Here is a 22,632-nt window from a genome sequence, read left to right as displayed (position 1 = left end):
GCCGAGGCGTTCGATAGTTTGCCGTTAGCGTTTAATCGCTGACCGGCACACAACCGTGGCTAACGCCATGCGGCGAATGCCGCTGGGATCAATCAGCCGATGAGCGTTAGCTCCGGTTATTTCAACTAGCAATGCTGCTGGTTCCGGTCGCCGGGGAAAACACAACCACGAATCCCGCCCCCGCGCATCCGCAACTCTCGGCGAGTTTCGCTGCGACGGTTTGGAAGTCGTATCGCCTACGCGTATTGGTTCGCGTCAACGATCACGGCGGCCGTGGGGCGAGCCGTTTGGGTCCGCCAGTGATCGGGAGCCCAACGCCGATACTCGACGAACATCGCGATCACTGCGATCAATAAAAACACCATGCTCATCACGAGCATCACGGTGTATACGCTTGGCGGTTGCTTTGCGTTATCACTCGAGGGAAGTGTCGACACGGTCACCCTCCAAAATAAAACCTTCGCTGTAGTCTTTCATGATTTCGGCAACCGCACGATCGGGCTCCGTTTTGACCACCCGCAATCGACCGATGTAACGGTCATCACGGGTGACGTCCAACTGGTGCCCGGCGCGAAGCCCGTCGTCTTGCCCGATCGAAACTTCGACCAGGCCTTTGTTTCGAGTGACGACGAGAACATTGCCATTACGATCTGGTGGGGCGCCGTCGAGTGGGGCTTGGGGATCGATGCCCATGTGGTCGGCGACCTCACGGAAACGAACCAACTCGGCCTGCAAGTTGTCGTTTCGTTCTTTCAATTGTAGACGAACGCCTTTTGATTCGCTCAGTTGGTCTTGCAGGACCAGCGTCTGGGCGAACAGTTCGTCACGATTCTTTTGTTCTTCGGAAACCTGTTCGCGAAGCCGTTTGTTGGCATCGGTTAGGTCTTGCAGTTGTTCCGCTTGGATCTTGTCGGTCTGCGTCAGGTTGGCCAGTTTCTCGTCAAGCTTTTGAATCGTATTGATCCGGGTGGCCAGATCGTCGCTCAGTTGATCGAGTTGCGTTTGCAGGGCGGCGAGCGCGGTTCGGCGGGCGACTTGCTCGCGCGACAGGGCCGACTGGGCTCGCTGCTGAGCATCTTGAAGTTGCTCATTTTGTTGCGCGTAGGCTTCGATCTGTGCCTTGTACCCGGCAGGGCCCAGGACCACATCGCGCCAGTTTCTGTGTGACGCGTTAACCGCCAGCGCCAACCCCATAAACGTTATGCTGAGTAGGAGAATAACGACGGTAAACGCTTTACCAAGTAACGTCATCTTAGAAGCTATCCTGTTGCAGAAGCATTCCGGGCCAAATTCTGGTCGGGCAAATGGATCGGACGGATGGTGAACGGATCAGGCGACAGCGCGCCGGATTTGAGTGGGACGAAAAGCCTGGATGCCCACGCCAAAACTTTAGGAAAAACGGGCTTCCGGAATCGGACCCCACGTTTTCGCACTGCCGGAAGTATAGTTACCGCAATTTTCAACTGTCAACGAAATCGGAACGAAAAGCCTCAAAGGCCAAGTTTCCCCAAATCGCTAAGCCGAAAATACCGGCTCGCGACGAACTTGAGACGGGTTTGCCGGTCGTAGGGATAACGGACAGGTCGTCCTCCGATGGGTGGTCTGTCAATCGGCGGCCGACCACTTACCGAGATCCGCTCTCGCTTCACGGTACGAACCCTGTCGCTTTGCGATGCTGGCTCTCGTCGCTTCGCTCTGGCGGCGTTGCAATTGAATCGGTTTCGGATTCGTTCATTTCCCGATGACCGATTCTCGATCTCAGATGTTATCCTGTGTGGCAGATGCGGCCCTTGCTGCTCTGAATCCTCTTCTTCTCGTTAGTCTCCGCAAATCCAAAGCCCCCGATATGAGTCGAGCTATCCAAGACTACACCGATCTGCTGCTTCGTAATGGCGTCATCAGTTTGGATCAGCTTTCCGAGGCCGAGCAGGTTGCCAAAGACACGTCGACCGAAGTCGGTGCCATCCTGGTTCAGATGGAATACGCCACGCCCGAAGAAGTGGCTCAGGCGATGGCTAAGTTCCACAAGATCCCCTACGTCGATTTGCGTGAAGCACGCGTTGCCGACGAAGTGATCGAATTGGTGCCCGAATCGGTGGCGCGGGAAAACATGGTCCTGCCCTACGCCGAAGAAGACGGCGCGTTGCGGATCCTGATCGCCGACCCCTTCGATTTGGAAACGATCGAAAAGCTGCGATTCATCCTCAACCGAAAGATCGAAACCGCATTGGCACCGAAGGAGTCGATCCAGGGGGCGATCAACCAGTACTATGGCCAGGTCGAAGGTGAATCGGCCGACTCGATGCTTCAGGAATTCACCGACACCGCGATCGACTTTACCGAAACCGACTCCGGCGAAGTCTCCGAGACCCAAGATGATGGTGACGAGAGCAGCGCCCCCGTTATCCGGTTGGTCAACTTAATGATCCAGGAAGCGGTTCAGTTGCGGGCAAGCGATATTCATGTCGAACCTTTCGAGGAACGTGTGCGGATTCGCTACCGCATCGACGGCGTTTGTGTTGAGCGTGAGTCGGCACCACGGCGAATGCTCGCCGCCCTGATCGCACGGATCAAGATTCTCTCCAAGATCGACATCTCCGAAAAGCGTCGCCCGACCGACGGCCGGATCAAGATCACGGTGGGGGACAAACAGCTCGATTTGAGGGTGAGTATCATTCCCACCAACCACGGCCAGTCCTGCGTGATGCGGCTGCTCGACAAAGACAACATCAAAGTCGGCGTTCGCCAGTTGGGGCTCAGTCAACGCGACTACCGAACCTTCAACTCACTGATTCGACGGCCCAACGGAATCATCCTTGTCACGGGGCCAACCGGGTCCGGGAAAACGACAACGCTGTACGCGGCGTTGAATGCTCTCAATCGCCCGGACCGTAAGATCATCACCGCCGAAGACCCGGTCGAATATTACCTGCCGGGGATCAATCAGGTCGAGGTTCGGCACAGCATCGGGCTCGACTTCGCCCGCATCATTCGCTCGATGCTGCGACAGGCACCCAACATCATCCTGGTTGGCGAAATGCGCGATCACGAGACCGCTTCGATGGGGATCCAGGCCTCATTAACTGGACACCTGGTTTTTAGTACCCTGCACACGAACGATGCGCCCAGTGCTATCAGTCGAATGGTGGACATCGGCGTCCCGTCCTATATGGTGGCTAGCTCCGTCATTGCGGTCCTCGCCCAGCGGCTCGTGCGGACGCTCTGTCCCCGTTGTAAGGTTCGCTACCAGCCGACCGAGTCGGTGATCGCCGATAGCCAGTTGCCGCCCGAAATGGTGGCCCAGGCCGAGTTCGCTCGGGGGAAGGGATGTCCGTACTGTGGTCGAAGCGGTTACCGGGGCCGAATCGGGATCTATGAACTGATGGTCATCAATTCCCGATTGCGGGAGATGATGTTCAAGGGGGCGGACACAAAGACAATCCGTGTCGAGGCGATAAAGTCAGGTATGTCAACGCTTTACGCCGACGGGATGCTGAAGGTCACCCGTGGGATTACGACCTTTGAGGAGGTCTACCGGGTTGCCAAGCAGACTGAACAGGAGGCTCTTGCGCTCAATCACTTGGTCGAAGACCTCGATTCGCTGTAGGCCGCCGCGAGGGCCTCGCCCTGGTGTGGACCGGCCATTCCCGAGGGCTGTTTCACGTGGCATTGCCCTACGTCGCTTGAAGCGGCTTTGGCCCGTTTTGCGGGCCGTCGGGCTACCGTTGAGCTAGCCTATCGTTGATAGCAATCTGCTGGACATTCGTCCGGCTGTGTGATGGCATATTGATCGTCCGATGTGACGCTCTGACGGGGGGATGCCCGTAAAGTTTCGCCTAATCATGCCATCATTTTTTGAAGTTTCGAGGTAAAGCGAACATAATAACGCCAGTTCGGGCAAAAGCTGTTCTACTCCTCGCCATCCACGACATCGCTCGAACACTCGTCACTGCCAGCGGGCAAGCATGGTTCAGAATGCTGTGCGGAAGTTCATCTTCCCTGCGATTTCCGGCAACGTGCGAGTCGAGCAACCGATCGATCACGCTCAAGAAGGATCCCATCGATGGCAACCGTATTAATTGACAAGTTACTCCAAGCGGCCGTCAAACAGGGTGTCAGCGACATTCACATCGTCGTTGGGCAGCCGCCCGTGTTTCGTTTGCACGGGCGGATGCGGAAGTTGGAGACGAAGACGTTAGAGGCGGAAGACTCGGTTGCGTTGATGAAGTCGATCACGCCGGAACGCTGCCAGCGCGAACTGCAGGAAACCGGTAGTACCGACTTCGGGTTCGCGTTTGGCGAGTTGGCACGGTTCCGTGTTTCGGTGTTTAAGCAGCGCGGCTTCATTTCGATGGTGTTGCGGCAGATTCCCAACGACAAGTTGACGCCGGAGCAACTGGGGCTTCCCGAAGCGGTGGTCAAGATGGTCCACCGGCCGCGGGGATTGTTCTTGGTGACCGGGCCGACCGGTTCTGGTAAGTCGACAACACTGGCGAGTTTGATCAACTTGCTGAACGAAACCGTGGACCACCACATCATCACGATCGAAGACCCGATCGAGTTTTATCACGATCACAAAATGAGCACGATCAACCAACGTGAAGTTGGGGTGGACGTGCCAAGCTTTTCCGAAGCGATCCGGCGTGCGTTGCGGCAGGACCCCGACGTGATTCTGGTCGGCGAGCTTCGCGACTTGGAAACGATCGAAGCGGCGATCAGTGCGGCTGAAACCGGGCACGTGGTTTTTGGCACGCTACACACCAACAGTGCCCAAGGGACAGTCAACCGAATCATCGACGCCTTCCCCGGGAACCTGCAGGACCAAATTCGGACTCAGCTCGCCAGTACGTTGATCGGCGTCGTCGCCCAAACCCTGTTGCCGAAAATCGGTGGCGGTCGTTGTGCCGCCTACGAAGTCCTGGTGGTGACGCCCGGCGTTGCCAACTTGATTCGCGAAAATAAGACGTTCCGGATCAATAGCTCGATGCAAACCGGAGCGAAGTTCGGCATGCAGTTGATGGACGACGCACTGTTCCAGCACTGGAAAGCCGAACGGGTGAGCGTCGAAGACGTTCTTTCCAAAGCACACCGGCCGGATGATCTGGCCAAACGAATTGTTCAAGCTCGACGAGGGTTGGATGACTCGCCGGTTCCGATTTCAGATGACGAATAAACGAATAGGCAGGTGAACGAAATCGATTGAAAGGCATGCAGTAGGATTGGGTCGCGAAACTTGTCGCCCAGCTTCGGCCGCTGTTGTGTGGTCGATCACGCTTCGCAAAAGCCAACAAGCCAGCAAGCCAGCAAGGCACAGGCATGGCAGAAGCATGGCTAAACCGGGGGTAACGCCCACCGGCTGATCGGCAGCACGCATCCTCATCGTTTCCTTTTTAATCGAACCATCGAACTCACCACATCAACTTCGCTCCCGAGCTTCAATTTTCCCTTCACAGCAAGAACGCTTCCATGGCCCCACGTCGTATCGGACAAATCCTGGTTGACCTCGGTTTCTTGACGGACGAGCAGCGCGACATCGTGCTCGAAGAACAGGAACAGCAGCCCGGTGCGCTGTTCGGAAAAGTTGCCGAGGACATGCAGCTGATCACCGAAGATCAGTTGATCCAGGCGCTCGCCGAGCAGATGGGGATGCAGACGATCTCGCTCGAGGAGATCCAGCTCGCGCCGGAGCTGACCGAGAAGCTGACCGAAACGATGGCGCAGCTTTATCGCGTGGTGCCGATTCGTTTCGAAGGCAACTGCCTGACCGTTGCGACGTGCGACCCGCAGAACCTGAGCGTCCAAGACGAATTGCGAACGTTCCTTGGTTATGACATCGAGGTGTTGGTCGCGACCGAACGCGACATCAATCAAACGATCAACCGTTATTACGACAGCGAATCGGAAAGCGTCGAGAAGCTGGTCGCGGAGTTAGCCGAGGACGAAGAACTGAAGGCGGCCGTTTCGGCACTCGAGAGCGAAAAGTTCAACATCACCGATGCCGAGGCTTTGGCCGATTCGGCGCCGGTCCGAAAGCTGCTGAACATGGTGTTGCTGTTGGCGATCAAGGATCACGCCAGCGACATTCACTTGGAGCCTTTCGAAGACGAGTTTCGGATTCGGATCAAAGCCGAGGGCGTCTTGTACGAAATGGTTCCTCCCCCGCGTCACTTGGCGTTCGCGATCACGACGCGAATCAAAGTCATGGCGGATTTGGACATTGCCGAGCGGCGGTTGCCACAGGACGGTCGGATCGAATTGATGGTCGGCGGGCACCCGGTCGATTTGCGTGTCAGCGTGCTTCCGACGATCTTCGGCGAAAGCGTCGTCATGCGAGTCCTGGACCGTTCGGTCGTCAACCTATCGCTGGAAAACGTCGGCATGGACGAAAAGACCATGGGCACGTTCCGCCATGTGATCGATCGGCCGAACGGCATCATCCTGGTGACCGGGCCGACGGGGTCGGGCAAAACGACAACGTTGTATTCGTCGCTGTCGGAAATGAACGACATCAAGGACAAGTTGATCACGACCGAAGACCCCGTCGAATACGACATTGATGGCATCATTCAGATCCCGATCGATCATGACGTCGGTGTGACGTTTGCGAGTTGCTTGCGAGCGATTTTGCGGCAGGACCCCGACATCATTCTGGTCGGCGAGATCCGTGATTTGGAAACCGCCGAGATCGCGATTCAGGCGGCATTGACGGGGCACTTGGTCTTCAGCACGCTTCACACCAACAGTGCGCCGGCGACGATCACGCGACTGAAAGACATGGGTATCCCGGCGTTCATGACCTGTGCGACCGTCGAGGCGATTTTGGCTCAGCGATTGGTCCGCCGGATCTGCACCAAGTGCCGCGAAGAAACCAAGGTCAATCAAGAGCTATTGTTCGAACTAGGGATGAAGCTGGAAGACGTGGCCGGCCGCAAGTTCTTCAAAGGCGTCGGTTGCGATCAGTGCAATAACACTGGGTACAAAGGCCGGATCGCGTTGTTCGAGTTGATGATTATGAACGACAAGATCCGTGAAATGGTGATGGCAAATTCGTCCACCGATGAATTGCGTGACGAGGCCGAACGTGACGGGATGACTACCCTTCGCGACGCAGGACTGTCGATGGCATTTGATGGCGTCACGACGTTGGACGAAGTCGTCCGCGAAACGGTGGCCGAGTAACTGTTCGCGATTCAAACACACATTAACAAACCACTATTCGATTGAACCGCGGGTTGTGATCCGGCTGCTTTAACAGATGCGCCGGGCCGGCCGTGGTGAACCGCCGAGGGCTTTTTAGTATGCCTACCTTTCAGTTCGAAGCGATGGACGCCGCGGGGCAGGAGATCCGTGACGAGATCGACGCTGCCAGCGAAGAAGAAGCGCAAACCACGATTCGGCAGATGGGGTACTTCGTCACGAAGATCTCCGTCAAGAAACAAGCTGCCGCCAAGACCGGCGGAAAGAAAGGCAAACGCGGATTCGCTCTCGGTGGTGCAAAGACCAAGCACATCTGCGCGTTCACACGTCAGCTGTCGATTCTGCAGGACGCGGGTTTACCGATTTTGCGTTCGCTGAAAATCCTGGAAAACAACCAAAAGCCGGGCAAGCTCAAGTTCGCGCTGATGGACGTTTGCGAAGAGATCGAGAGCGGGGCGACGTTGAGCGAGGCGATGAGCAAGTCGCCGAAAATTTTCAGCCGACTGTATGTCAACATGATTAAGGCCGGTGAGGCCGGTGGTGCGTTGGAAACGATTCTTCAGCGTCTGGCCGAATTCCTCGAACGCGCCGAATCGCTCAAACGAAAGGTCAAAGGCGCGCTGATCTATCCGATCGTGGTCGCGATGGTGGCGATCTTGATCGTGACCGGGATCATGATTTTCATCGTCCCAACATTTGAGCAAATGTTCGAGGAATTCGAACTGAAACTTCCCGCGCCGACGCTGCTGTTGATCGCGATGAGCAACTACTTGTCGAGCTATTGGTGGTTGTTGATCGTGATGCCGATCATGTTCTTGCTGTTCGTCAAGCTGATGCGGAAGTTCCGGCACGGCCGGATCGGGTTTGACATGTTCATCATCAAGGTTCCCGTGTTCGGCGGCCTGCTCGAAAAGAACGTGCTCGCACGGACGACGCGGACACTCGGGACATTGGTTAGCAGTGGCGTGCCGATTCTTGAAGCGATGAATATCACGCGCGAGACGGCGGGGAACGCGGTCTTCGAAAAACTGTTTATCAAAGTCAGTGAAGCGGTCCGCGAAGGGGAAGTGATCAGTAAGCCGCTGAAGGATCATAGCCAGTTGGGCTTCCACCCGATGGCGTTGTTCTTCTTCGCGATCTTCGGATCCTTCCCGGGGTTGATCCTGCTGTCGATCGCGATCACCAGTCAAGGAACCAAGCTGGACGAAGACGGGATGGTGGACACGTTGTTGTTCATCGCCGCCTACGGGATCGGCTTGGGCGCCGTCGGCGCCGGGCTTTGGTACGCCATGAAAATCAAGGGACGCGTCGTCAATGACTTGGTCGTCAACATGGTCGACGTCGGCGAAGAAACTGGCGAACTGGACACCATGCTTTACAAGGTCGCCGACACGTACGACGAGGAAGTGCGGACGATGACCGACGGTCTGACGGCGTTGATCGAGCCGATCATGATCGTGTTCCTGGGGGTCACGGTCGGGTTTATCGTGATCAGTTTGTTCATGCCATTGATCGAATTGATTACCAGCCTGTCGTCATAAGAATAGTCTCTAGCCGCTAGCCACTAGCATCTAAACACGAAGCGTAGCCATGAGAGTTAGCAAATTGAAACGAGCAAGGAAGGCCGTCGCACGCGGTTTCACGTTGGTGGAATTGTTAGTCGTGATCGCCATCATCGGCGCCATCGCGGCGATCGCGATCCCCGCAATCGGTCGCGTGATCAATGCGGCCAATCGAGCGAGCCAGAAAGCCGAATTGACCAGCTTGGAAAGCGGAATTGAATCGTACTACACCAAGTACGGGGACTATCCACCGGACTTTTCTAATTGGGGCATCGTCAAGCGTCATTACTTGAAGATCTTTCCGGACATCGCACAAAGCGAATTAAACCTGCTGTTCCGCCTGTGCGACACGATCACCGACACCGACGGCAGTCAAATGGCGTCGATGCCAACGAACACGAGTGTCTTCGATCCGACCGCCATGGATCGAGCCGAAGCGGTGGTTTGGTCACTGGGCGGATTCAGCAGTGATCCGCAGTACCCATTTACCGGTGAAGGCGGGCCCCTCTCGATCCTCAATCCAAGTGGTTCGCGAGAAGATCCGGCGAATGTCGAGTACAACTCCAACCGAGTCGCTCCTGAGATCTCATTCGAACCGAATCAGTTGTCATTGACCACGCCGAATCCGGCAGCCGCTCGGTCGTACACCAATCGATTTGCCAGTAAAGACGATGACGGAACCAACAATCCCAATGATGTCTTCCCTGTTTATCGACTGAAGCCGGGCGCTAGCCCTGTCGTGTACTTCGATTCACGAACCTACGCGATTGATGTCACCAATGGCAGCGGTGTTTACAACGGTTACGCTCGCCGAACTTCCGATAGCGCGACCGACTATGACGGAATCCGCCCGGTGTATAGCAACAATCCTGGTGTGGTTCCCCCTACCGGGAATGACTATGCCACCGCTGGGATTGATCCCTTAACCGGTTGGGAATTCGTAAATCCAAATACCTATCAGTTACTCGCGCCCGGTCTTGATGGGCTTTACGGCGACGTGTTTGACGATTCGCCGAATGATCCGCCGACACCTGGCTCGGCCCCGATCTACTTCAAGCTTGACGGCACCGCGGTTTGGCCGGTCGCGACCGCGACCGCACCTGCGGGATTGATTCGTCCGGACATCCAACGTTTCGATGTCACGGGATTGGTCACGCGATCGCTCAACCCCTTCCGGGACAACATGGGCAACGTCGTCGACGGCACGTTCGAGGACATCTTGGACTGATCGCACTTGTCGCCCCGTCGTGTCGTTCCACTTGCATTGATTTGAAATGTCGCAACCGAGTCTGCCTTATCGATTGACCAGCATGCGAACCTCTCGCGGGTTCACACTGGTTGAGCTGTTGGTTGTCATCTCCGTCATGGTTGTCCTTGGCGGCATGTTAACCTACGCGCTTGCATCGGCGACGACGCAGGCTCGCGTCAAGCGGACTCAAGCTGACGTGCTGAGCATCGGGCAGTTGTTGCAGTCGCGGGTCAATGAGGTCTCACTCGCACCGCTTAGTCTGGCTTACGGTCGTAGCGGGTTACAACTGGTCGAGGCTGGTGTATTGACAGGACCGATGGCGATCGGAGGTCCCGGGACCGGCGGGCTGACGACCAATGCACAGCGGATCGCGTTTATGGCTCAGGAACGGGCACGCCTGACGCTGCTCGCCCGCCGCGACATGATTCGTTTGGTTTTACCGGAGTGCCAGGCGGATTTGATTTATCCTCCGACCAGTTTGCAGTTTCGCACCTACCACACGTCTGGAACCGGCACCGGATGGCTTCCCAATGTCGCTCAGGTCAAGCCACCGCCGCAGTGGAACCGAATGCGGACGTTGGCGGGCTTGCTTTCGGCTGCGGATATTGATGCCGTCTACGCCGTCAACGGGGGCGGTAATGCGTCCAGTGCTGCTACCAACGCCGAGTACGATGCGATTGCTCAAGCGTCCAACCCGACTTACGAAGCAATCTTGCGACACGATGCGCGTGTGATTCCGTTCGATTCATCGACGCCGACGCCGATCGGTTGGACCCGTGAACACGAATCGTCGGAGTGCTTGTATCTGATCTTGGCAACCACGGAATTATTCGGACAAACGGCAATCGACAAGATCCCCGACACACAGATCGAAGATACCGACGGTGACGGCATTCCAGAGATTCTGGATGCGTGGGGAAGGCCATATGAATTCGTACGTAACCCGATCGGGTTTGATTCACCGACGATCAAGAACTTTGACCCGAGTGGCAGCACACCGGCGGAGCAGTATCCCTTTGATCCCGATCCGTTCGACTTTCTCGCCGCCGACTTGCGATTCGACGAGTCAACTCATCCTGGTGCGGGTGGACTTCCTGCGTCCGCCTACTTTCCTGTCTTCTTGCCGCCGATGGTGGTTAGCGCGGGATTGGATGGCGAGTTCGGTTTGCGATTGAGCTACGTCAACACGGACACCAGTACGGTCGAACCGGAACTTGGAGTGAATGTTGGCTACAGCGCATCGTCCGTGCGTTATCCCGCACGGACGTACGTTCCTAGCTACCCGACGGTTCCGATCGTGCGTTATCCCGATCCCTTCAACGATGTTTCGGCGGTGCCCTCGAACGCGCCGGGGGACTACTTCTTCAACATCACTGCGGCCGGATCAATCGTCACGGCGAAACAAGGCGGCGGATTGGGAGCGATCTTGGATCGCGACTTGTCCGCAGATAATATCACTTCACTCGACGCAGGAATGTAATGCACGACCCAGTCAAATCAATTCGATTGACTGCACGGCAGTCCCGGTCGTATTCTCCGGCACGCAAGTCGAACGTCTCACGTGATCGCGTTCCCGTTGAGTTTGGGTTCACGTTGGTGGAGCTACTGGTCGCGCTGACGATCGCTTCGGCGCTCACCGCGATCGCGTTACCGACCTTAAAAGACAGCATGCGGCAGAACTCGCTTAGCCGCGCCGCTTCGCTGGTCAAAGGGGCATTCATCAACGCCCGCTCGCAGGCAATACGGACCGGTCGTCCCTTTGGAATCGTGATCGAGCGTCGACGACATTCGATCGGCAATGGAACCGCAGACACGCTGGATTTCTTTGCGGCGAATTATTCCTCGCGTCTTTACTACGTGCAGTCGCCGCTGGAGTATCGTGGCGATTATCAAGACGCTGTGATCTATCCCATCTTTGAAGACACCATCAATTCGTCGGACACCGACAATTTGGCTCCACGGTTTTTCGTACCGCGAGAGTCGGCCGGACTGCTTTACGCGGCATCGACGCCATTGACGTTTGGCAACGCCACCGCGGCGACAAATCTGATCGGCACGCGGACCAAGTTTTCCGTTGGAGGAACCGATTATGTCTTCGAGATTTCGGCCCTCGAAAAGGTCACACTCGATCGATCGAATAGCACGACCGGAATCGCCGGTGGCAGAACACTGATCCACCCTCAAGTCGAACAAGTCGTTCCAACCAACGCGTCGAATCGATTGGTGGATGGAACCTTGGTGAGTTTTAACTACATCGATTTCTCACCGCGTAACGCGCAGACCTCTGGCAGATATGCGAACACACAATCGCTCACTCGAGAAGAGGCCGCGTCTGTGTCGGTCTTTCCCGCAGGGCTAGCTGCGTTTCAACCGTTGCCGTTTAAGTTCCGCAGTAATCCGATCAAGGCCCCGCTTGCCCCGGTCACCATGATCGGCAAGACGGTCGTCGATCTGTCGGTCTCTGGATCGGTTCGTGCCCCTGTCGCCTTTAATGCACAAGCGATCGTCGACGCCGATCCGTCTTCGACGATCCCAAGCTTGGTCGCCGATCAACGACTTAACGATGTCATTGTGATGTTCGCCGCCGACGGCCAACTCGATGGGATTTACTCGGATCAACGTGTGGTCGGTTCTGGACCGGTGATCTCTGGTTTCCAATATCAACGCTTCGATCCCGCGACGACGATTTCCTTCAACGTTGGGTTTGTCGATGGTGTGGTCAACAATGTCGACGACATCGCGCGTTTCCCGGAATCGGTTCCCGGTACGGACTACCAAATCAACGCCAATGACCCGCCGCTGGAGACTCCGGGGCCGACGGCCGCGTTGCAAGTGAAGAAAACACCGAACTTCGCGAACACCGATTGTGCTTGGATTCACATTCAACCGCTCAGCGGCAACATCACTTTACAAACGGTCGCATCACAGCCGGGACTCGCTCGGATGCAAGCCTACTACGGTTACAACGCGGCACCGGGAAGCCAGTTCGCTCGCGGCGTCGCATCGGACCGTATTCGCCAATCCCGCCGCTTGGCAACTGGAGGTGCCGTCCAATGATCTGTCGCATGAATCAAACAAAGGTATCCCATCAACGTCACCGTGATGGGGTCAAACGGCGTGGGCTTTCGATCATGGAAGTCTTGTTCGCGATCGGAGTGCTCACAATCGGAATGCTGGGCGTCGCGTCACTGTTGCCGGTGGCGACCAACAACGCGTCGATGGCGTTGAAAACCGATCGTGCGGTCGAAGAAATCAACAATCGGATCGCGACTGAAATCGCCGATATGGCAGGCTCCTTTGACGAAGTCGTCATCGCGAATAATTCAGATGCTAGTTTCACCGCGACAGATCTGCGATTCAACGAGGTCTCGACCGACAGCTTCGCGACAACCATCGCTGGCTATGAAAAACACGGCAGCGCGGTAGCGGCGACACAGCCGAGCCTACCGGACGCGTTTGTGATCGATCCATGGTTTTTGACGGCAGCAGGGACGATCCGGGCCGACAGCTCAAACCCTGGTACCGAGCGCAACGGATATGACCGGACGATGTATCCATGCTATGACCCACGCATGCATCCTTACAACGTTTCGCCAACCGAAGCGATCGGGAACTCGCTCGGGGGCGGACCGACGTTTGCCAAGCAAGTCGATTTGCCGCGGTTCACTCGCATCGGGCTGTCGTTCAACGGCACATCGCTTTTGTCGGCGATGAACGCGGAGACGAACGCGCGTCGCAGCGATGACTTTTCAATCTTCGTCCCCGAGGATCGTACGCGACCGCCGGGATTGTTTGTCCAGCGATCGACCAACAACGCGGCGTCTCTGAAGAAGAACACGGTCAGTTCGCGATTCTCGTCAATCGTTACCATGGCCCGTAGTGACGTCGGTAGCAACGTGTTCAACGCGGCGGTCGTGACGATGCAAGATCGTAAAGTCGTCACCGTACCCGGCGGATATTTTGACGGCGCGATTCCGCGTCCGGCCAGTGGTGATTTGCCGGCGCATGATCTGCGTCCCTACGCCGCGTTTCTGCCCGATGATCCGGGCAACCCCCGCGGGTTTGCTCGGGAAGAAAACATGGTTTTTCCCGGCGAGCAGATTGGTTATGTCTCTGAATCACAGCGACCAATCTCTGGCGGCGGCGGCGGCGAGTTCGTCTTTCGGACCAGCCGTTACGTCAAGCCCGAGATTTCCAGTGGCGACTGGGTGATGTTGATGCGTCGGGAGTACACCCGTGATCCCGTGTCGGCGACACCGGTCATCGTTCCGACGACGTTGAAGTACGCTTGGTATCGAGTCGCGGACGTTGTCAAGCAACCCGCCGTAGTCACCCGCGCCGGTGTGGCTCTGTACGAAACACACATCGCCGTTGACGGTCCCGATTGGGTGTTCCATCCGATTCAGACGGCGTTCTTTACATCATTCACGCCGCCGTATTACGCGCCGCCTTATTTTCCCAACAGTGCGGCAGCGCCCAGGCCCTCCTGGGGAACGCCGCCCTCGTTTGTGCTCGACAACATGCCGGCCAACAACACCGACCCGGTCGGTTACAACCACTTTGACTATGGCACGACGATCGTCTTGGCCCCGGATGTGGTCAGCGTTCGCCAGTTCCAAGTGCGTCTATAAACGATGCCGGTGATCGATTCGGTCACCGGAAAGACGAAGTGCAGGTAACGCATTTCTCGCATCACAGCATCGATGCTGATTCGTGATGACTCTCCTTGGTGTCGTCACAACAACCCAACTTTTCAATCATGCGAAGACAACTTATCAACGCTCGGCATCACGATAGGAACGGAGTTCTGATGGGATCGAATGAATCCAATGATCGTCGATGCGATGGGCTCACAAGTCATTCCCCACGCCATCCCAACGGGGTCGTGCTGCTTATTGTGCTGGGGATGCTGTCGTTGTTCACGGTGTTGATTGTCAGCTTTGTCGTCTTTAGCAGCCAGGTTGCCGAGTCCTCGGCGGCGAGCCAGGAACGACGGCTATCGGAAATCCTACCCGACCCACCGATCGAAAACGCGGTCAATCAGTTGATCCTGGGGACGGACGATTCCAAGAGCGCCGCATTTGGCGCCAGCTTGATGGAGGATTTCTACGGCAGTGATGGGCGGTTGATGCGTGTCGCCCACCGCCGCCGAAATTCCGCGGGTATCCCTGCACCCTACAACAACAAGGTCGTGCCCCGCGAGTCGGGAGGGCAATACAAGGTGGCGCGCGGGCAATTGTTGTTGCCGTTGAATGCAGCCTCCGAACCACAAACGACGTTGTTCAAGTTCCCGACGAACATGGCATATTGGCATTTCGACGGTCAACCCGATAACGCGCCCAGCAATGCCCCGCCGCCATGGATGGGGACGGCGTTTGAGGAGCACATCGATCTGTACCCCCATCTTGATGATTCATTGGCCGGTCGGGTCCTTACGTTTGACGAAGGACCGCTGAAGAACTATTCCTTCCGCGTGATTCGTTCCTTCGGTCGAGAGAACGGAACGTCCGACAGTGGTAGTTCGGCCGCCGGGGTGACCAACCTTGCCGAGTATGCGTTGGGCGGCAACGTCGTGATCGACTTGGCCGAAATGGGAACCGAAGAAATCGAAATCAACGGGGTGATCGAACGTCTGTATGACGTCGCCGCAGCCAGCCCTAACCTTCTGCTTTATTCACCCGGTGATGACGACGCCCCCGGGGTTGCCGGCGTTGACGACGACGGAATCAATGGCGTGGACGATGCCGGCGAACTCGGATACCCGCTTTCCGATGATGTCGGTTATCCGTTCGTTCTCAATGGTGGCGTGTTCAACGGACGCGGTTTGAATCCCGAAGGCGTCACCGGCGTCGACCGCCGCGGGACGTCTCTCGATGGCAACGCCGAAATCGAATTCACCCTCAACAGTCGCCTCACTGGGTTTTCGTACCAAGGTGGCTCGTTGGCCCCGGAGATGGACGAAGCCTGGGATGCGGCCGATTGGGAGAATATGTTTCTTGCTTGGCAGCCCAGCGATCACCGTCGCCCAATTCGGAACACAGGAAACAACATCTACAGCAGTCTCGATGGCGATCGCTTGAACCGTCAACTCGGTCAGCACATCATCCCGTCGTTCCACCGTCCGGCCGTCATCAACTACTTGATGAATGCGCCGATTTGGTTGCCCGGGGAAACGCGTGATCCGAATGATCCAACTTATGTCGACGAACGGTTTGCAAATATTCGCCAGCGAGCGATCAGCGGCTCGCCACAAGCCAACGATGGCGTTCGATTGGTGCACTTGATCAATCGAATTCGCCGCGCGACCCTTCGCCCCCTGAACTTCTCGCATGAATATGCCGGAACAATCCTCGGTCCGGTCCAGGGCGTGGATTTGAACGGCGATGGCGTACCCTTCGACGGAACCCCCGGGTTTACCGGTTCAAATGCGGTGCCGATTCTGAACCAAACGATCGATGTAAGCGCGGTCAGCTCAAACTTATTGCAAGTGGTCAACAACGTGGAGGCACTCGCCACATGGTTGGTCAACGGGCCTTGGGACGTTGACAACGATGGGGACGGTTTGCCCGATAGCGTCTGGGTGGATTTCAATTTGCCGTCGATCCCGGGACCTGACGGGCGATTGCTCAAACCGATGACCGCGTTCTTGGTCGAGGATTTGGACGGCAAGATCAACGTCAACTACGCCGGAAGCTATAACCAGATTTATCAAGATCGGTTCCATACCCCTACCGTCGCCGGTGCGCTGAATGTTTATGACAACGCGACGGAGTATAACGAAGTCAAACTCGCGCTGGATGTCTTCGGGCATGGGGGCGGTGTGGGGCCTGCCGAGATCGACTTCAGCCATTTGTTTACCCCCGACGCTCCTTCAGGGACCTCGTATCTTGGACCGCTGTCAACGACGCAAACGACGAATGTGACCACCGCGGGTACACTCAGATTGGACAATTTGTTGTTCACTCGGTACGGCAACCTGATGAATGCGAGGTACGGCGGTACGATTTTCGATTACGCTCGCTCGTATCCTTATCCGACGCCGACATTTCAGATTCCAACTTCGACGGCAGCCTTCCCGCAGTCGATTTATCCGTATGCCATCACCAGCGAGGCTGACCGCCGATACTCAGCCGTGGGTTCACAGCCCGCACGAGCCGAGAATGCTCGTTTCTTGAAGTACCCGGGCGTCGGCAATCGTTATTATCCGTCAGAGGAAGCCGACAAGCTTGCGCGGATTCCGTTCCCCTCTCGATTGTATGACCACGCGGCGACCGCAGTGGCCGGTCGACCAGTCGATCTGTCGGGAACCGAAATTGTTTACAAAGATCCTAACGGTTCACATCGGTTCAACCGCCCGTACAGCGGCGCCGATATCGCGAACCATCCTTACGAATTTGGTGCCACGGAAATCCGCGGCGACGATCAACCGTTCTCGCCAGCCGAGTATGTAGACTTCCTCAAAGGCGGGCCACTTGGCGGGCGTCTGGCGCAGCTTTTGTCCGATGCCGCCGATCGCAACGAAGCTCTGGATCGATTGATCACGACAGAAAGCCGCAGTGTGGATTCACCCGAGGTTCCGGGGCTGCCAAGTTTGCTGCACTTAATTGCCGAACGCTTCGAACGTCATGCCACCGCAACCGGTGGAACCGAACCGGACGATCGAGTTCAGGCAACGCTTTTGAATCGGATGCTGGCCGTTGAACTACGCAAGGGCAGCAAACTGAATTTGAACCGACAGATCGGAAACAATCGCACCGAGACTGTCGCCACGAATCACGTTCCCAACATCGTCGTCGCAGGTTTGTATGACGAGTCTGCCGAGACGTCCTCGCAATTGCAAATGGATGGTTCAGGTGGCTGGGAAGCGAAGACGGCGAATAATCGACTTGCACCCGAAGCAGCGTTCCCACAGCTCGATGTCGATACGAACGCGAACCTGACTACCGGGACTATCTCGGTCGGTAGCCAAGGCAACTTGACGGCTCAAGCAACCGCCAACGCCCACTATGGTCCGACGAACCTGCACCCGATCACAACGAACGTCAACGCAGCTTCGCCGATTCTAAACAACGCACCCTACACCAATACCGGGCTGCGAACGTACGACAACATTGCCGACTTTGACGGTGTGGATCTGGACGGTGATGGTTTTATGACGCCATGGAATCCACGCAATAGTCCATGGGATCCATCCGCACCGCCGACTGGTAACCCGGCACCCGATGCCGGCTTGTCACCCGGCAACGCCGAAGGTACCGACGTCAACGGTGACGGCGAGGCAGACGCGGTTGCAACCGGCTCGGAACTGCTCGCACGTCACCTGTACTGCCTGATGTATGCCCTGCTCGCCGCCGACATCGATTCCAGCGGAGAACTGGTTCCGAACTATCCTTATCCAGGACAGTTGGGGACTGCTCCGGTCGAAGTCAAAAATCGTTATGTCGCTCGTCAACTCGCCCAATGGGCGGTCAACGCGGTTGACTATCGCGATGTCGATACCAAATTCACTCGACTGCGATACGACTGGAATCCGTTCGATCAAAACGGATTCAATCTGGCGATCGCCGCAAACAACGAAGTTTGGGGAGTCGAACGGCCCGAGGCGCAGTTGTCCGAAGCGTTTGCGATGCACGACAAACGTTTGAAACGAAACTTGCCTGAATTGTTGGATACAACGACTGCGCCACCAACCAGCGAAGACGGTGACGGCAACGCAGCAAACAACGAACTGCCTAGTGATGACGAAGCGACCGATACGTCTTCGTATCCTGCCGACTCGGACATGGATCAGTTCCGAATGCCGCAGGGAAGCGCGTTTGTTGAAATCCAAGCGCTCGCGCCGCCGGTTTCTGGTAGCGGTGGTGCCCAGCCAAGTTTGCCCGGCGAGTTGTATTCCAGCAACCGGCTGGATCTGGGACGGATCGTCGGGACGGGCAACAACCAAAGTCCCGTCTGGCGATTGGCAGTCGGCGAAAATCACGGCGGTGATCGTTTCAAAAGCAGTCGCTGGATGTTCGATGCCGATCGGTTAGAAGAATTGCATGCCTCGGGTGAAGGTAGCGGCGCCTATCTAGGAATGAATCTTGATTGGAATACTGCGGCGGACGTCACAACCGCTCGCGAAGAGTGGCAGGGTTCGACCTGGAGCAGCCCGCCAACGGTGCCGACGTGGTACTCCGCCGACATTCGCAACAGCCGACGTATCATGGCGGACCCGTTGCGAACCGAGCATGTCACCTTGGGCGATACAGATTTCAATCCGACGAACGAAGCATCGAATCCGACGCGGTTGCGATTGACTCGCTTTGTTTGGTTCGCCGCGCTTTCGCCGTCTGCGAATCCTAACTTGCGATTGCTAACGGATGCTCGCAGTGGGATGCGACACAACAATGTGTTCTTCCAACGCCGGCAACCCATTCACAACCCACCTGGATCGGCCACTGGGAATCCGGAAAACTCAGGTTTGTTGCTCCGTCCGGGACAATATGCTGTCGTCGCGCCGCGATCACGAACCTACTTCGGCCAGCGAAAGAAACCGACCAATAACGACGCCGATCCGCAACCTGCTGCGACTGACTTTACCTACGATCCCTCGTATCAGAAAATCGATTTTGGATTGGTGGGCGCGTCGTCATTGTTTGGCGTCGAGTACTACGGCAGCGCGAACAATACGGACCTGCTAGCGCCAATCTATTCCGACGGAACGGGGACCAATTCACACGTGGGTGATGTGCTGCCGATCATATGCGAGTCGGTCTACCCCGATGAGTTGCCGGCGTCCTACTACACACCTGCGACAACGCCGCTGCGCACCGCGTGGGCAGATTACCAAACGAACGTTCGCGGGCCCGACCCAGATCTTCGTGTCGACATGGGCTTCAATATCAGCGCCCCGCTGCCGGGACCGAATTTCTATCCCGCGCCGACTCATCAAGTCAATCCAGATCCCGATCCGGTGAGTAACGAGGTCTATCCCGTCGACTCCTATAGCGACGCGTATCACAACCCGCCTCCGGCGACCCCGGCTAGTTTCTTTCCCGATACCCCGTTCGATCACATCGCCGGGCGTCCGCTGGAAGACAACTCCTACACGTTCGACTTGCCCAGCGGCGAAGTCAATGTGCAGTGGAACGCGATCGGAACCCATCAAGAAGCCGCGACGGTCTTCCTGCAACGATTGGCCGATCCAACCACACCGTGGCATCCGACCAACAACCCCTACATCACGGTCGATTTCTTACCGATGGACCTCACGACGTTCAACGGCGAGCAAGACGTCCGCGAGAACGTCGATCGCAAGATCGGCCTCGATGGCATGGGCAACCCGGATACGCGGGTCGAGTTAATTGATAACCGTTCGACATGGGATCGTACGACGTACATTGGCAATCCGAACGTCAACAACGGTTTCGTCCCCGAGTTGCAACTCGACACGCGTCGGAAAATGCCCGACCTGATCAAAGATCGCGGGATGTCGCAGATCGTTGACGTCGGTGTGATAGGAACACCTGCCGATAGCCGTGAAGTCATCGCTCATCGTTCCAAATTAACGATGACCACGAATGACCTACGGCCAAGCGTGCCGACACGAATGACGCCTCCGGTGGGAGCCGCCGCCGACTACATGCCGTTCGAATTGGGGGCGATGTGGACCAACGGCACCGAGGATACACCCGGTGTACCGGACACCCGCTACCGTGATCGGACTGGCAACGTTCTGGCGTTTGATAACGACGCGCTGAATTTTCGCCAGACCATCGGGTTTATTAATCGAGAGTACGGTGCACCAGTTCAATCGAACTTCCAGCGGGCGTCGGTCTTCGAAGCCGATTTCGTGTACTTCAACACGATCCCTTGGATGAACCGCGAGTACCGTTCGCCGATGGATCTGCTGAACGTTCCTGCCGTTTCGCGAACGCGTTTATTGGGAACGTTCGGTCCACAAACCGAATTGCAGGACAACGCACGGCGTGAAATCACGACCGACGCGTTGGAATCGATTGAGGCCATCGCAGGGTCACCGACGGTTCGTGATACGCATTTGCTGGGGTTTGTCACCGGCAACGGATCGATCCGTACTGATGACGATCAAACCGATGCCTTCGGTACCGCCCAAACCAGACCGGATGTTGGGATCGCGATCGATGACGATGCCGATTTCGAAGACCTGACCGGAGGACGTGCCGGCTTTGAACAGATTTTTGACTACGTCGATGTCGGGCCGGTCTGGTTCGATAGCCAGCGTTGGCTTGATCCGGAAAAAGTCGAATTCCGACAAGACCGTAACCTAGCCGCCCAGAACACGTTGCTCGGACAACGACAACGGATGTTCAACCGTTCGGTGGAAACGCTGCAACCGCCGAACAACTATATCGGGCTTCATCGCACGCCGGGCAAGATCAACCTCAACACCACGCCGGACTACATTCGCAAAGGACCTAACTTTGCGAGCGGTGCTTCGGCGAATGTCAGGTCGCAACAGTTTCTCGATGGTGTCGATGATTCATCGGGAAGCACGAACCCGCCGCAAATCTTGGAAGATCCTAGCAACCCTCAGACACTTCCGGTGAACGTGCAGCAGTTGCGATGGAACCCTCACAACCTCTCGGTTCGAGGCGACGGGCTTTCACCGCAATATGTCGCTTCCGAATTGTTCGGCAACGGTTCCGTGTATCGATCGCTGGCATGGGGACAATCGGGGTTCTATGAACTTGATGATACCCGTGGAAGTCCATCGGTCCTGGGCCAAAACAATCGCTACTTCGAGAGCACCGATACGTACTTCGGTCGTGGCTTCAAGGGATATATCGAATCCCGACGTGGTTATAGCACCACACGGCCATATCCGGCTTCCGTTCCGGTGCCGACGATTTCGGTTCCCAACCCAGAACTCGATTACGCCTATCCGACTCGCTTCGCAGGAGTCTTCGCTCCCGCCCAGGCGAGCGCGACGCCATCGGTGCAGCGATTCATGCGGCAATTGGGGCGAGACACCGCGGCGACCGCAGGGTACCCACGCCGGACGCACGATATGGGACTGTTGCGCCCCCATCCCGACTTTGACTTGCGAACGTTGACGTCAGATCAAATCACCGACATCCAAAACGCGACCGATACCCGGTTTTCGTTAGAGGTCGAAGAAAACACAACGATGTTAACGATCAACAACCCGTCAAATACGAACCAGTTGCCGCTGCTAACCAACGGCAATGAAACCGAGACTAGGCCGGCGGGGGGCCCCACTTTTCCGGCGGCACTTCAACCGATTACCGATCTGCGGATGCCGATCGTTAACACGGGGTTGTTCGAGCGGCCGCAAGCAGAATTGCACATGAACCGTCGGGCGAAGGATCGGGATTCGTATTTCCGGCATCAACATGCCGCACGAATGGCTGGCATGACGACACATCACAGTAACGTCTTCTTGGTACGAATGACGGTTGGGTACTTTGTCGTCGATCCACAAACCGGTGCCCCGACGCAGGAATACGTCACCGATACCGGCGAGCCCAAACGTACGAAAGCAACGTACGTTATCGATCGGACCGTCCCGATCGGCTTCCTTCGTGGTAAGAACATGAACGCGGCCAAAACGATCCTCTACTCGGAAATCGAAGAGTAGGC

General features: G+C 56.6%; 11 protein-coding genes. 9 read left to right on the top strand and 2 right to left on the bottom strand.

Going from position 1 to position 22,632, the window contains the following annotated elements; genetic code table 11:
• Positions 1-236: 236 nt before the first annotated feature.
• Positions 237-437, bottom strand: a complete 201-nt coding sequence (locus FYC48_RS12105) for a hypothetical protein (RefSeq protein WP_149496972.1) — start codon at positions 435-437, stop codon at positions 237-239.
• Positions 415-1,251 carry a hypothetical protein gene (locus FYC48_RS12100; protein WP_149496971.1) on the bottom strand — a complete coding sequence of 279 codons (837 nt, stop codon included), beginning with the start codon at positions 1,249-1,251 and terminating at the stop codon, positions 415-417. Before FYC48_RS12100 ends, FYC48_RS12105 begins: the two co-directional genes overlap by 23 nt.
• A 595-nt stretch (positions 1,252-1,846) precedes the next feature.
• On the opposite strand from FYC48_RS12100, the gene FYC48_RS12095 reads away from it, so the two are divergent.
• From FYC48_RS12095 to FYC48_RS12055, 9 genes are all read left to right on the top strand, one after another.
• The gene (locus FYC48_RS12095) at positions 1,847-3,607 is read left to right on the top strand and encodes a GspE/PulE family protein (protein WP_149496970.1); all 1,761 of its coding nucleotides are present in this window, start codon (positions 1,847-1,849) and stop codon (positions 3,605-3,607) included.
• A 456-nt stretch (positions 3,608-4,063) separates the two neighbouring features.
• Positions 4,064-5,173 carry a type IV pilus twitching motility protein PilT gene (locus tag FYC48_RS12090; RefSeq protein ID WP_149496969.1) on the top strand — a complete coding sequence of 370 codons (1,110 nt, stop codon included), beginning with the start codon at positions 4,064-4,066 and terminating at the stop codon, positions 5,171-5,173.
• 293 nt (positions 5,174-5,466) lie between these two features.
• The gene (locus tag FYC48_RS12085; RefSeq protein ID WP_149496968.1) at positions 5,467-7,179 is read left to right on the top strand and encodes a GspE/PulE family protein; all 1,713 of its coding nucleotides are present in this window, start codon (positions 5,467-5,469) and stop codon (positions 7,177-7,179) included.
• A gap of 119 nt (positions 7,180-7,298) precedes the next feature.
• Positions 7,299-8,738, top strand: a complete 1,440-nt coding sequence (locus FYC48_RS12080; protein ID WP_149496967.1) for a type II secretion system F family protein — start codon at positions 7,299-7,301, stop codon at positions 8,736-8,738.
• Positions 8,739-8,787: 49 nt separating this feature from the next.
• Entirely contained in the window at positions 8,788-9,987 is a 1,200-nt protein-coding gene (locus FYC48_RS12075; RefSeq protein ID WP_149496966.1) for a type II secretion system protein, read from the top strand.
• Positions 9,988-10,033: 46 nt separating this feature from the next.
• Complete coding sequence (locus FYC48_RS12070; protein ID WP_149496965.1) at positions 10,034-11,488, top strand: type II secretion system protein; 1,455 nt, start codon at positions 10,034-10,036, stop codon at positions 11,486-11,488.
• Positions 11,488-13,065 carry a pilus assembly FimT family protein gene (locus FYC48_RS12065; protein WP_149496964.1) on the top strand — a complete coding sequence of 526 codons (1,578 nt, stop codon included), beginning with the start codon at positions 11,488-11,490 and terminating at the stop codon, positions 13,063-13,065. The genes FYC48_RS12070 and FYC48_RS12065 overlap by 1 nt, the downstream gene beginning before the upstream one ends.
• A gap of 8 nt (positions 13,066-13,073) precedes the next feature.
• Positions 13,074-14,639, top strand: coding sequence for a type IV pilus modification PilV family protein (locus FYC48_RS12060; protein WP_149496963.1), 1,566 nt, complete (start codon positions 13,074-13,076; stop codon positions 14,637-14,639).
• Between the two features lie 179 nt (positions 14,640-14,818).
• Positions 14,819-22,630 (top strand): hypothetical protein, encoded by a 7,812-nt coding sequence (locus FYC48_RS12055; protein WP_149496962.1) that lies wholly within the window; start codon positions 14,819-14,821, stop codon positions 22,628-22,630.
• Positions 22,631-22,632 lie beyond the last annotated feature (2 nt).

Origin of the sequence: Roseiconus lacunae, from assembly GCF_008312935.1 — a bacterium.
In the GTDB taxonomy this organism is placed as follows: domain Bacteria; phylum Planctomycetota; class Planctomycetia; order Pirellulales; family Pirellulaceae; genus Stieleria; species Stieleria lacunae.
This window is presented reverse-complemented; position numbering and strand designations above follow the sequence as displayed.